This is a genomic window from Micromonospora sp. GCM10011542, assembly GCF_042650685.1.
Classification (GTDB): domain Bacteria; phylum Actinomycetota; class Actinomycetes; order Mycobacteriales; family Micromonosporaceae; genus Micromonospora.
In genome coordinates, this window is record NZ_JBHSBO010000014.1 from 33,606 (window position 1) to 46,310 (window position 12,705).

A 12,705-nucleotide genomic window follows, 5' to 3' on the forward strand; every position below is an offset into this window, starting at 1 on the left:
TTTCCGCAATCGGTCCGCGCCCGCCCGTCCGCCGATTAACGTTTGCTGACGTGACCACCTCAAGGGTTACGGCCGTCACGCTCAGCGTCATCGCGACGGCGGCGGTCGGCGTCGTGCCACCGACGAAAGCGGCCGCCGCGCCATTCGTGCGCTGCCCGGCCGTGCAGCCACCGGTGTCGCCGCCGGCCCTCCCGTCTCCACCACCGGTCGACCCCGCACAGGGGGCGGTCGGCGGGTCCGCGTTGGCGACCCCAGGGCTGGCCGTTCCCGCCGGTGCGCCGACGGCGCCGGCGGTCACCGCCACCTCGTGGCTCGTGGCGGATCTCAACAGCGGCGAGGTGCTGGGTGGCTGCGGCCCGCACGTGCACCGGACGCCGGCCAGCGTGCAGAAGCTGCTCCTGGCGGCGGCCCTGATGCCCCGTCTCGATCCGGCTCAGATGGTCGAGGTGGCCCGGGCGGATCTGCGCGACCTCGACCCGGCCAGCTCACTGATGGGGGTGACCGTCGGCGGCCGGTACTCCGTCGAGAGCCTGTGGCTGGGGCTGCTGCTCCGATCGGGCAACGACGCGGCCAACGTGTTGGCTCGCGTCGGCGGGGGCGCGGCGGGTCGGCAGGGCGGCGTGCAGGCGATGAACGACGAGGCGCGCCGGCTGCGCGCGTACCAGACCCACGCGGCCACACCGTCGGGACTGGACGGTCCCGGGCAGTACACCAGCGCGTACGACCTGGCCCTGATCGCGCGGGCCGCCTTTGCCCGTGAGGACTTCCGGCGGTACGTCGCGACCACGGTGGCGCAGATACCGGCGCAGCCGGGAACGCCCGGCCTGGCGATCACCCACGACACCACACTGCTCGGCCGGTACCCCGGGACGCTGGGCGGAAAGACGGGCTTCACCGACCTCGCCCGGCAGACGTACGTCGGTGTGGCCGAACGCGGCGGCCGACGGCTCGCGGTGACCCTGCTCGGCGCGGAGACGGCGCCGCTGGGCAGTCTGGGCGAGGCGGCGGCTCTCCTCAACTGGGGCTTCGCCCTCGCGCCCGGCGCGTCGGTCGGTGAGCTGGTCGCACCGGAGGAGAAGAAGTACGACCGTCGGGTGGTACCCGTCAAGGGGGAACGCCCCGAACCGGCCCGGCCGGCGTCGCCATGGGCGCTGCCCGTCGCGCTCGGCCTCGGCGCCGCCCTCCTGCTGGCCGTCCTGCTCCTGACTCCTCGCTGGCGCAGGGGCGCGCGGCGACGATAGGCCAGCGACCCGACCCCGAGACGTGTCCCCTAGGTGTGGCTGCGCTCCGGCGTCGGTGAAAGTCAGGGCCGGTTACCGGGTTTCCGCCGGAGGGCCGCCGGCTCGCTGGCGACGAGGATCAGATCATGAGATCGAACCGAGTCGTCCTGCTCGCCGCCCCGCTGCTCGTGAGCGCGTACGGCATCCTGCGTCTCGCCGGCAGAGCCGACGGTGCCTACGGGCCCGGCCTGGACTGGCAGCTCGCGCACCTCGCCGGCCTCGCGGGGATGGTCCTGTTCGTCCCGCTCGTCCTCGCGCTGGCCCGGCTGCTGCCTCGCACGCCGTGGCGTACCGGCACCGTCGGCGTCGCCCTGGTCGGCCTGCTCTGCACGATGGTGCAGTTCGGCGCCGACATCGTGGAGGGACTCCTGGCCGCGGACAAGGCGGAGATGCGGTCCCTGTCCCAGCAGTTCCACGACATCCCCGGCGTGAGCCTGGCCTTCTACGACGTCGGACCGCAACTGTTCTTCCTGGGGCTGCTCACCCTGACCGTCATGCTCGCGGTGGCGCGTCGCTCCCCGTGGTGGAGCCCGGTCCTGATGATCACGGGCATCGTGCTGCCGGTGGCCACCCTCGACCTCATGCCGCTCGCCGGACTGCTCATGCTCGCCGCGCTCTGGCCGGCCGGGACCGCTCAGGGCTGGACGCTCCGCCAGAGTTCGTCGAAGGCGATGCTGTCGTAGAAGGCGGTCCCCTCACCTCGTTGAAGGCGAGGGGCACCACCGCGGGTCAGGGCATCCGGGAACCGGTCACTCCGGCCACGGCGAGTCGAGGATGGTACGGACGAAGTCACCGCGCTGGAACCCGGGATCGACGTGCTGCAACACGTCGGCCTTGACGTTGCCGAACGTGGTCTCCGGCCGGGGGAGGATCCCCTCCGCGAACGCGTCGAGGATGCGCCGCTTGAAGTCCGGACGCGGGTGCAGCGCGGTGACGGCCGTCCGCTGCTCGTCGGCGAGGTCGTGATAACCGAGACCCAGGACGTCGTACTCCACGCCGGCGGTCACCAGCGCGACCTCCGGCTCCATGAACTCGGGGATGTTCGGTGTGGTGTGCAGGGCGATCGCCGTCCAGACCCGCCGCACGCTGTCCTCCGGCACCCCGTACGTCCGCAGGAAGCGCCGCGCCTCGTCCGCGCTGTCCACCTCGAAGCGGCGACCGCTGTCGCGGAACCGCTCGTCGAGCCCGAGGTCGTGGAACATCGCACCCACGTACAGCAGCTCCGGGTCGAAGCTGAGGTCGCGGTTGCGGCCCTGCAGTGCGCCGAAGAAGTACACCCGTCGCGAGTGATGGAAGATCAGATCGCTCGCGCTGTCGCGGACCAGTTCGGTCGCCGCCCGGGCGAGCTTGGTGTCCGGAACCCGCACTCCGGCCACCTCGCCGTGCTCGTGCCAGGTCATGCCAATCACCCGCTCTCTGTGCCGCTGTGCCGCCGGCTGGCGCCGGCGGCGTGTCCAGCATGCGCGGCAGCCGCGCGGCCCGGCCATGGTTGTACGGACCAGCACCCCACAGATCCGGTCATGGCCCGACCGCGATCACCAGGCGCAGGGGGCGTAGTCCTTCAGGAAGCAGCCGTACAGGTCCTCGCCCTGTTCGCCGCGGACGATCGGGTCGTACACCCGGGCCGCGCCGTCGACCAGGTCCAGCGGGGCGTGGAAGCCGTCGTCGGCCAGCCGCATCTTCGTCGGGTGGGGCCGCTCGTCGGTGATCCAGCCGGTGTCCACGCTGGTCATCAGGATGCCGTCGGTCAGCATCTCCTGGGCGCTGGTCCGGGTCAGCATGTTCAGCGCGGCCTTGGCCATGTTGGTGTGCGGGTGCCCCGGGCCCTTGTAGCCGCGACCGAACTGGCCCTCCATCGCCGACACGTTCACCACGTACTTGCGCCGGGCGGTCGCCGCCGCCATGGCCGGTCGCAGCCGACTGACCAGCACGAACGGCGCGGTCACGTTGCACAGCTGCACTTCGAGCAGCTCCAGCGGGTCCACCTCGTGCACCCGCTGGACCCAGCTGTTCACCGGGTCGAGGTCCGGTACCAGACCGCCGGCGTCGATGGCGGTGGCCGCCGCGATCCGTTCCGGCGAGGCGGAGCCGCTGGTCAACGCCAGCGCGGTGAGCGCGCGCGGGGTGATCGCGGCCGACTGCGCCGAGGCCGTCAGGATCGCCGCCGGGTCGCCCCAGCCGTCCGGCTTCGCAAAGGTGATCATCTCCGGCAGCGGGCCGTCCGGCAGGGGCGCCGCCTCCGCGGCGACGAGCTGGGAGTACGCCCCGGGGGTGCGGCGGACGGTCTGCGCCGCGTTGTTGATCAGGATGTCGAGCGGCCCCTGGGCGGCGACCGAGTCCGCCAGGGCGATCACCTGGGCCGGGTCGCGCAGGTCGATCCCGACGATCCGCAGACGGTGCAGCCAGTCCCCGCTGTCCGGCATCGCGGCGAACCGGCGGACCGCGTCGTGCGGGAACCGCGTGGTCACCGTGGTGTGCGCGCCGTCGCGCAGCAGCCGCAGCGCGATGTACATGCCGATCTTCGCCCGGCCGCCGGTGAGCAGCGCGCGCCGACCGGTCAGGTCGGTACGGGCGTCGCGGCGCTGGCGGTTGAGCGCGGCGCAGGACGGGCAGAGCTGGTGGTAGAAGGCGTCCACCTCGCGGTAGCGCTGCTTGCAGACGTAGCAGCCGCGCGGGTTGTGCAGGAAACCGGCCGTGGTACCGGCGGTGGGAGAGGCCAGCGGGATGCCCTGGGTCTCGTCGTCGATCCGGCCCGGGGCGCCCGTGGCGGTGGCCGCCGTCACGGCCCGGTCGGCCGCCGCGATGGCGTCCCGCCGCTCCTCGCGTCGCCGCTGCTTGATCACCTTGTAGAGCTTCGCGGTGGCGCGCTGCACCCGCACCACGTCGGGATGGTCGGGAGGCAGGTCCTCCAAGGCCGCGAAGACGCTGAGACAGGTCTCGAGCTGGCTGCGGTCGATGCCGTTCTGACCGGTTTCGGTAATGTTGTCCGCCGTCATGCCGTCGATGTCTCGTCCCGTTCCCTGGGCCGGAGCTACCCGACCCTCCCCAAGTCCGACCCGGAACTGTACGCACCCCACCGCCTCTGACGCACCCCGCGAAGCGGTCGCGGCCCTCGGCGACGCCAACGTCACACCCACCTCGGCGCTGCTCGCTGGCGGCCGGGGTGTACCGGCGGCGCGAAGGGGTACCGGCGCGGGGTGAGCGGGCAACGGCCGCGTGCGCGATGACCAGGGTCCGTAACCTGCGGGTACGGCCGGACCTGCTCTATGTCGCGAGCGGATGGAGCACGCTGGTCACCGATGTGCGGGGCCGGATCACCGGCACCGACCCGCAGGGCTTCTTCGCCTGGAACACCCGGGTGCTCAGCACCGAGCGGATCACCGTCGACGGGCGTGAGCCGGTGCCGTTCAGCACGGCGAACGTGCAGGGACACGCCCAGCTGTCGTACGCCGAGCTGGGCGACGGCGAGCGGCTACCGTCCCGGGCGGCGTACCTGCTGACCGAGCGGTTCGTGGGCGAGGGGCTGCGCACCCGGCTCACCGTGGTCAGCTACGCCGCGCAGCCGCTGCGGATGGCGGTGCGGATCCGGCTCGGCGCCGACTTCGCGGACACCGGTGAGGCCGAGGCGGGCCACCGGGTGCAGCACGGCGGCGTGGACACGAGCTGGGATCCCACGGCCGGGGAACTGCGACTGACCTACGTACGCGACGGTCTCGACCGCGCGGTGGCGGTCCGGGTCCGGTCCGACGCCCCGGTCCGGTACGCGGACGGTGCCTTCACCGTCGAGGTCGAGGTGCCGCCGCGCGGCAGCGTCCGGGCGGACATGCTCGTGGAGCCGGTCTTCGACGGCGCGCGGCTGGCCGCTCCGCCGGCGACCTTCGCCGAGCCGGGCGACACCGCGGCGGGGGCCCGCGCCCGGCTGAGCACCGAGCTGACCCGGTTGAGCAGCAGCAACTTCGACGTCACCGCCGCGTGGCGGTGTGCGGTGGAGGACCTCGCGGTGCTGCCGCTCGGCGAGCCGGCCGGCCCGAGCGCGCCGATCGCCGGTCTCCCCATCTACCAGGAGATCTTCGGGCGCGACACGATGACCGCCTCCTGGCAGGCGCTGCTGGCCGGGCCCACCATGCTGCGCGACAGCCTGCGGCTCAACGCCGAGCACCTGGGCAGACGGATCGACCCGTGGCGTGACGAGGAGCCGGGCAAGCCGCTGCACGAGGCACGGCGGGGACCGGTGTCGGTGCTCGGGCTCGACCCCTTCACCGGCTACTACGGCGACTGGTCGACCGCGCCGGACTTCCTGGTCTTCCTCGGCCAGTACCTGGTCTGGACCGGCGACCTGGACACGGTGCGGGAGCTGCTGCCGACCGCGCGGCGCGCCCTGGGCTGGATCGAGCGGTACGGCGACCTCGACGGGGACGGCTTCCTCGAGTACCACTGCCGCTCCCGCGCGGGGCTGAAGAACCAGGGATGGAAGGACTCGGACACCGCGATCGTGGACGAGCACGGGCAGGTGGTGCCCAACCCGATCGCGTCCAGCGAGCTGCAGGCCTACTGGTACGCGGCCCTGCGGCACGCCGCAGTGGTCTTCACCGCCACCGGTCACCCGGCCCGGGGGGCCGCGCTGCTGGCCGGCGCGCACCGGCTGCGGCGGCGCTTCCACCGGACGTACTGGCTGCCCGACCGGGGCTGCTACGCGATGGCGCTCGGACCGGACAAACGGCCGGTCGGCTCGGTCAACTCGAACGACGGGCACCTGCTCGCCACCGGCATCGTGCCGGCGCGGGTCGCCCCGATGGTCGCCGACCGGCTGCTCGCGCCGGACATGTTCAGCGGCTGGGGCGTCCGCACGCTGTCGAGCGACCATCCGGCGTACAACCCGTTCAGCTACCACCGTGGCAGCGTCTGGCCGGTCGAGGCGGGCACCATTGGCCTCGGCCTGGCCCGGTACGGCTGCTGGGACCATCTGCACCGGCTCGCCGAGGGGATGTTCGCCGCGGCGGCGTTGTTCGAGGAGCATCGGCTGCCCGAGGTGCTGAGCGGTCTGCCCCGGGACGCCGCGCACCCGCACCCGGGGGTGTACCCGAACTCCTGTTCCCCGCAGGCATGGTCGGCCAGCTCGGTGATCGCGCTGGTGCAGGCGCTGCTGGCGCTGCGCCCGGCAGCGCCGCTTCGGACGATCTTCGTGGACCCGCACCTGCCCGAGTGGCTGCCGGACCTGCGGCTGGAGGGCGTACAGGTGGGTGGCGCCACCGTCGACCTGACCGTGCGGCGCCGGCGTGGCGGGCGAACGTCGATCACCGTGCGCGGGGACCGGCTGGCGGTGGTCCGCCGGCCGACGCTGCGCTCGTTGGCCACCCGCCACCGCCGCTGACCGGCCCGGCGGTCGGCACGGCCGGGCGGTTCTTCAGGGTGACGGTGGTCGGCGGGTACGGCCGCGGCCGGGCGAGCGTGGCGTGATCGCTGCGGCAGACTGACCGGATGTCGACGACGATGCTGGTGGTCGGTCCGAAGCTGGCGGTGGCCCTGGTCGTGCTGACCGCTGCGGCGGCGGCCGTGGTCACCGCCGGAAAGCTCGGACACGGCCGGCAGATCGCCGTCGCCGCCATCCGCGCCGCGCTCCAACTGGCGGCGGTGTCGTTGCTGATCGCGGCGATCGTGGCGTCGCTGTGGGCCACCGCCGGCTTCGTCGTCGTCATGTGCGCGGTGGCCGCGGGCACGTCCAGCCGGCGGATCACGGGCAGGGTCCGAGGTTGGTGGGCGGGCGTGCCGATCGTGGCGGGCAGCATGTCCGTCGTGGCGGGTCTGCTGCTGGCCGGACTGGTTCCGCTGCGCGGGATCGCGATCATCCCGGTCGCCGGCATTCTGATCGGCGGCGCGATGACGGCGACCTCGCTGGCCGGTAGGCGGGCCCTGGACGAGCTGACCGGGCGGCGCGGCGAGGTCGAGGCGGGCCTGGCGCTGGGCTTCCTGCCCCGCGACGCGGTCCTGCTGGTCTGCCGCCCCGCCGCCGGCCAGGCGTTGATCCCGGCGCTGGATCAGACCCGCACGGTGGGCCTGGTGACCCTACCGGGCGCCTTCGTCGGTGTGCTCCTCGGTGGAGCGACACCCCTGGCGGCCGGGATCACGCAACTGTTCGTCCTCGTCGGCCTCCTGGCCGTGGAGGCGATCGCGGTCGTCCTCACCGTCGAACTGGTGGCCCGCGGCCGGTTGGCCCCCATCACGCCCTGACCGCCCGGCCCGTCGGCCGGGGGCCCGCCGAGGGTGCGGCGCCACCCCTCGGTCGTCGGTCCCGTGCGGCGTCGAGGGTGCGCTGACGGGAAGTGCCCGTGCGGTTGGTGACGTCGGCCCGCGGGGCGGCCCCGGTCAGTCGAGCAGACCTCCGGTGGGCAGTGGCAGACCAGGCAGTGGCAGACCGGGCAGCGACGGCAGCACCGAGGGACTGGGCAGCGACGGCAGCACCGAGGGACCGGGCAGCGGCGGCGGGGGAAGGCCGGGCAGCGACGGCAGCAGTTCGGGACGGGTGCTGGGCGAGGGCGCCGGTGCCGCCGGCGGACGGGCCGGGGCGGTGGTGCGCGGGGCAGGGCTGCTCGGGCGGGGGCCGGCGGGCGTCGAGGCGGCGGGCGGGAGCGCCGGGGACGCCGGCGCGGTTCCGCAACGGGGCCAGGTGGGGCAGGCCGGGATGGCCAGGTCGCGCAGGACTGCGTCGATCTCGGCGCGCAGCCGGGCGGCGTCGGTGGGGTCGGTGACCCGGGCCAGCTCCCGCCGAGCCTGCTCGATCAACTGCCGGGCCTCGTCGAGCCGGCCGGCCGCGGCAGCGTCGCGGGCCTGGGCGATGGTGTACTCGACGCTGCTCACGTCCGCCCGCTCCGGGTAGAGGACCCTGGTCAGTGACCACAGCGGGCTGGTCGGTCCGGCGTTGCGGCTGCCGACGCCGAGCCCCGTGGCCAGCACCAGCGCGGCGATGACGGCTGCGGCCAGCCGCCAGGCCCGCCGCCGCGGTGGCCGCGACCGCGCGGGCCCGGTCGCCGAGGGCAGGGCAGGCGCGGGCAGGTCGACGTGATCGCGGCCGCCGCTTGTGCCGACGGCGTAGATCCTGGTGTCGGCGTCGGCCGTGTCGGCGACGACCTCGGCGCGCCAGGCGGTCAGCATCTCCGTGAGGAGGTCACCGTCGGCCACCGCCTCGTCCCGTCCGAGCGCGTCGAGGGTCGCGTCGTCACGGGCCACCACGGCGAGGTCCAGTTCCTCGTCGTCCCGCCTACGCTCGCTCATGCCACCGCCTCGTCCAGTCCCCCGCGGGCAAGCGTACGGAGGCGGGCGAGCGCACGGGACTGGGCCACGCGGACGGCCGCGGCCGACATACCGACGATCGTGCCGACCTCCTCAGCGGTGAGACCGACCGCGACCCGCAGCGTGATGATCTCCCGTTGGGCGTCGGGGAGGCGCTGCAGCAGCACCGACAGCTGACGGGCCAGATCCGTGGCGACGGCCTGCTGCTCCGGGCCCGGCGCGGCATCCGGGTGCTCCAGCGGGGCGTCGGTCATGGTGACCGCGGAGTCGCGCACCGCCGCGCGCTGCGCGTCGGCGACCTTGTGCGCGGCGACGGCGAAGACGAACGCCGTGAACGGTCTGCCCTGCTCCCGGTAGCGGGGGAGTGCCTTGAGCACCGCCAGGCAGACCTCCTGTGCCACGTCGTCGGCCGTGGTGTACGCCCCACCGATGCGGCCCAGCCGAGCGCGGCAGTAGCGGACCAGCCGCGGCCGTACGTCGGTGAGCAGGGCGGCCATCGCCGCCCGGTCGCCCTCGGCGGCCCGGCGGACGAGTTCCGGCTCGATCACTGTGGTCATGGTTGTTCGCGAGGCACCTTCATTACCGACTGGTTAACGGCACGCTATCCAGCCGGCCGGGGCTTTGTATAGCTGGCGGCAGTGCCCGGCTCAGCTACACAAAGCCTCCCTAACCAGTTCGAAAGCCGCATACGCTGAGGCTCCGCCGAGACTGGACGAGACGCCCGGCCAGGGGCCGCCAGATCAGGAGAACAGCCATGAGCAGCGTCAAGCTTTCCGTCATCTACTACTCGGCCACCGGCACGGTCCATGCGATGGCCGAGCGCCTGGCGGAGGCGGGGCAGCAGGCCGGTGCCGAGGTCCGCCTTCGACAGTGCCCCGAGCTCGCTCCCGAGGAGGCCGTCGCCTCCAACGCGGCATGGAGCCAACACTTCGACCGGACCAAGGACGAGCCGAAGGCCACCGCGGATGACGTCGTCTGGGCTGATGCCGTGCTGTTCGGCACCCCGGTCCGCTACGGGAACGTCTCCAGCCAGCTCAAACAGTTCCTGGACACCCTTGGCCCGCAGTGGGTGCAGGGTCTGCTGGCCGACAAGGTGTACGCGGGCTTCACGGCCGCGCAGACGCCCCACGGCGGCCAGGAGGCGACGTTGCTGGCTCTCTACAACAGCATCTATCACTTCGGCGGCATCATCGTGCCGCCCGGATACACCGACCCGTTGAAGTTCGCCGACGGAAACCCCTACGGCGTCTCGCACGGCACGGGCGGCAACAACACCGACCCGCTGACCGACGTGCAGTACGCCGCTCTCGACCATATGGCGCAGCGGGTGGTCCGCTACGCCGGCAGGCGCTGACCCCCTCCCCAGAGCCGCCATTCGACGGCCACGAGGGGACCTGAAACATCTAGACCGACCACCCGTGCGGCGGAGCTGAACGTCCCGCCGCACGGGTGGTCGTCGCTGTCACCCGCCGTCCGGCCTCCTCTGTCATCGGACAGCGGCCCGGCGCCCGACAAAACCCGAACACGTGTGTGTTGCGTTCTGGCGTCCCCGCGCGATGTATCTCTCGAACGAGGCGAGGGGAGGGCCGATGGGTGTCGAGGTGGACGTGCGGGGGCTGACCAAGTCCTTCGGCGGGCAGCCCGTGTGGTCGGACATCAGTCTGACGCTGCCGGCCGGCGAGATCTCCGTCCTGCTCGGCCCGTCCGGGACCGGCAAGTCGGTGTTCCTCAAGACCCTCGTGGGGCTGCTGCGGCCCGACGCCGGCTCCATCTGGATCGAGGGCAAGGACCTGCCCCGGCTCTCCGAGCGCGCGCTGTACGAGGTGCGCAAGCTGTTCGGCGTGCTGTTCCAGGACGGCGCGCTGTTCGGCTCGATGAACATCTACGACAACGTGGCCTTCCCACTGCGGGAGCACACCCGCAAGTCCGAGTCGCAGATCCGCGACGTGGTCACCGAGAAGCTCGACATGGTCGGTCTCGTCGGCGCGGAGAAGAAGCTGCCGGGCGAGATCTCCGGTGGCATGCGCAAACGGGCCGGGCTGGCCCGCGCGCTCGTGCTCGACCCCCGCATCGTCCTGTTCGACGAGCCAGATTCCGGGTTGGACCCGGTGCGTACGGCGTACCTGAACCAGCTCATCGTCGACCTCAACCAGCGGACCGGGGCGACGTTCCTGATCGTCACGCACGACATCAACACGGCACGCACCGTGCCCGACAACATCGGGCTGATCTACCACGGGCACCTGGCCATGTTCGGGCCGCGGGAGATGCTGCTGTCCAGCACCGAGCCGGTGGTGCGACAGTTCCTCAACGCCCAGCGGGTCGGCCCGATCGGCATGGCCGAGGAGAAGGACGCCGAGGAGTTGCAGGCCGAGGCGGACGCCGGGGTGGAGCTGGCGCCCCTGCCGCCGATCCCACCGCAACTGCCGCCCTCGGACGGGCTGCCCCGCCAGGCCGAGCGGCCCCCCGGCCAGTGGTGCCGGGACAACGACGTCACCCCGCCACCCGGCTCCTTCGACGGGCTCTCGACCAGTGGCCGGCACCGGCCCGAGGTATTCCGATGAGCGCCCCGGTGAACGCCGTCCGCGCCACCGGCGAGTTCTTCGCGTTCTGCCTGGACACGCTGCGCGGCCTCGGTCGCCGGCCGCTGCAGGTGCGCGAGTTCGTCCAGCAGGCGTGGTTCATCAGCTCGGTGTCGATCCTGCCGGCCGCGCTCGTCTCCATCCCCTTCGGCGCGGTCATCGCGTTGCAGCTCGGCTCGCTGGTCCGCCAGCTCGGCGCGCAGTCGTTCACCGGGGCCGCGTCGGTGCTCGCGGTGGTCCGCGAGGCGGGCCCCATCGTCACCGCGCTGATCATCGCCGGCGCGGGCGGATCGGCCATCTGCGCGGACCTCGGCTCCCGCAAGATCCGCGAGGAACTGGACGCGATGCAGGTGCTGGGCATCGACCCGATCCAACGTCTCGTGGTACCCCGCGTACTCGCCGCGATGCTGGTCGCCGTCCTGCTCAACGGCTTGGTCAGCGTCGTCGGCGTCACCGGCGGCTACCTGTTCAACGTGGTCCTGCAGGGCGGCACGCCCGGCGCGTACCTGGCCAGTTTCCAGGCCCTCGGGCAACTGCCCGACCTGCTGGTGGGCGAGGTCAAGGCGCTGCTGTTCGGCGCCGCCGCCGCGCTCGTCGCCTCGTACAAGGGGATGACCGCGCGCGGCGGCCCGAAGGGAGTCGGCGACGCGGTCAACCAGAGCGTGGTGATCACCTTCATGCTGCTGTTCGCGCTGAACTTCATCGTCACGGCCGTGTACTTCCAGGTCGTACCGCAGAAGGGAAGCTGACATGGCCGTGTTGCGCCAACTCGACGACCTGGGCGGTCAGCTCGCCTTCTACCTGCGCGCGTTCGCCTGGGCGCCCCGGACAATGCGGCGGTACAAGCGCGAGGTGCTCCGGCTGCTGGCCGAGGTGAGCTTCGGCTCCGGGGCGCTCGCCGTGCTCGGCGGCACCGTCGGCGTCATCTGCTTCCTGACCTTCTTCACCGGCACCGAGGTCGGGCTGCAGGGTTACCAGGCGCTCAACCAGATCGGCAGCAGCGCGTTCACCGGGTTCGTCTCGGCGTACTTCAACACCCGGGAGATCTCCCCGCTGGTGGCGGCGCTGGCGCTGTCGGCCACGGTCGGCTGCGGCTTCACCGCCCAGCTCGGCGCGATGCGGATCTCCGAGGAGGTGGACGCCCTGGAGGTGATGGGGGTGCCGTCCCTGCCGTTCCTGGTCACCACCCGCATGATCGCCGGCTTCGTCGCGGTGATCCCGCTGTACGTGGTCGGGCTGCTCGCCAGCTACCTCGCCACCCGGACCATCGCCGTTTTCTACTTCGGACAGTCGGCCGGCACCTACGACTACTACTTCCACCTCTTCCTGCCCCCCGGCGACGTGCTGTGGTCCTTCGCCAAGGTGCTGGTCTTCAGCGTGATCGTGGTGCTGGTGCACTGCTACTACGGCTACACCGCCACGGGTGGGCCCGCCGGCGTCGGCATCGCGGTCGGCCGGGCCGTCCGGACCGCGATCGTGTCGGTCAACATCGTCGACTTCTTCCTGTCGCTGGCCATCTGGGGCGCGACCACCACCGTCCGGATCGCGGGGTGACC

12 protein-coding genes are annotated in these 12,705 nt (G+C 72.4%); 8 read left to right on the forward strand and 4 right to left on the reverse strand.

The window, feature by feature from the left end; genetic code table 11:
• The first annotated feature begins 50 nt into the window (after nt 1–50).
• Together ACFOW4_RS04005 and ACFOW4_RS04010 are read left to right on the forward strand one after the other, a co-directional pair.
• Nucleotides 51–1,241 carry a D-alanyl-D-alanine carboxypeptidase family protein gene (locus ACFOW4_RS04005; RefSeq protein WP_377524494.1) on the forward strand — a complete coding sequence of 397 codons (1,191 nt, stop codon included), beginning with the start codon at nt 51–53 and terminating at the stop codon, nt 1,239–1,241.
• 125 nt (nt 1,242–1,366) lie between these two features.
• Nucleotides 1,367–1,963 carry a hypothetical protein gene (locus ACFOW4_RS04010; protein ID WP_377524496.1) on the forward strand — a complete coding sequence of 199 codons (597 nt, stop codon included), beginning with the start codon at nt 1,367–1,369 and terminating at the stop codon, nt 1,961–1,963.
• Nucleotides 1,964–2,029: 66 nt separating this feature from the next.
• Here ACFOW4_RS04010 and ACFOW4_RS04015 read toward each other — a convergent pair whose 3' ends face one another.
• Nucleotides 2,030–2,680 (reverse strand): HD domain-containing protein, encoded by a 651-nt coding sequence (locus ACFOW4_RS04015; RefSeq protein ID WP_377524497.1) that lies wholly within the window; start codon nt 2,678–2,680, stop codon nt 2,030–2,032.
• A gap of 135 nt (nt 2,681–2,815) precedes the next feature.
• Entirely contained in the window at nt 2,816–4,276 is a 1,461-nt protein-coding gene (locus tag ACFOW4_RS04020; RefSeq protein WP_377524499.1) for an SDR family NAD(P)-dependent oxidoreductase, read from the reverse strand.
• Between the two features lie 227 nt (nt 4,277–4,503).
• Here ACFOW4_RS04020 and ACFOW4_RS04025 point away from each other — a divergent pair, with 227 nt between their 5' ends.
• Entirely contained in the window at nt 4,504–6,651 is a 2,148-nt protein-coding gene (locus ACFOW4_RS04025; RefSeq protein ID WP_377524501.1) for a glycogen debranching N-terminal domain-containing protein, read from the forward strand.
• 107 nt (nt 6,652–6,758) lie between these two features.
• Entirely contained in the window at nt 6,759–7,508 is a 750-nt protein-coding gene (locus ACFOW4_RS04030; protein ID WP_377524504.1) for an ABC transporter permease, read from the forward strand.
• 135 nt (nt 7,509–7,643) lie between these two features.
• On the opposite strand, the gene ACFOW4_RS04035 is transcribed toward ACFOW4_RS04030, so the two are convergent.
• Complete coding sequence (locus ACFOW4_RS04035) at nt 7,644–8,549, reverse strand: hypothetical protein (protein ID WP_377524506.1); 906 nt, start codon at nt 8,547–8,549, stop codon at nt 7,644–7,646.
• Entirely contained in the window at nt 8,546–9,124 is a 579-nt protein-coding gene (gene shbA / locus ACFOW4_RS04040; RefSeq protein ID WP_377524509.1) for an RNA polymerase sigma factor ShbA, read from the reverse strand. Before shbA ends, ACFOW4_RS04035 begins: the two co-directional genes overlap by 4 nt.
• 197 nt (nt 9,125–9,321) lie before the next feature.
• Here shbA and wrbA point away from each other — a divergent pair, with 197 nt between their 5' ends.
• The 4 genes from wrbA to ACFOW4_RS04060 all read left to right on the forward strand — a co-directional run bounded on the left by wrbA (nt 9,322) and on the right by ACFOW4_RS04060 (nt 12,703).
• Nucleotides 9,322–9,921 carry an NAD(P)H:quinone oxidoreductase type IV gene (gene wrbA / locus ACFOW4_RS04045; RefSeq protein WP_377524511.1) on the forward strand — a complete coding sequence of 200 codons (600 nt, stop codon included), beginning with the start codon at nt 9,322–9,324 and terminating at the stop codon, nt 9,919–9,921.
• 235 nt (nt 9,922–10,156) lie between these two features.
• Nucleotides 10,157–11,131: an ABC transporter ATP-binding protein gene (locus tag ACFOW4_RS04050; protein ID WP_377524514.1), complete on the forward strand. Its 975-nt coding sequence runs from the start codon at nt 10,157–10,159 to the stop codon at nt 11,129–11,131.
• A complete protein-coding gene (locus ACFOW4_RS04055; RefSeq protein ID WP_377524515.1) occupies nt 11,128–11,898 on the forward strand; it encodes an MlaE family ABC transporter permease in 771 nt (256 codons plus the stop codon). Before ACFOW4_RS04050 ends, ACFOW4_RS04055 begins: the two co-directional genes overlap by 4 nt.
• A 1-nt stretch (nt 11,899) precedes the next feature.
• Nucleotides 11,900–12,703, forward strand: coding sequence for an MlaE family ABC transporter permease (locus ACFOW4_RS04060; protein ID WP_377524517.1), 804 nt, complete (start codon nt 11,900–11,902; stop codon nt 12,701–12,703).
• Nucleotides 12,704–12,705: the final 2 nt, after the last annotated feature.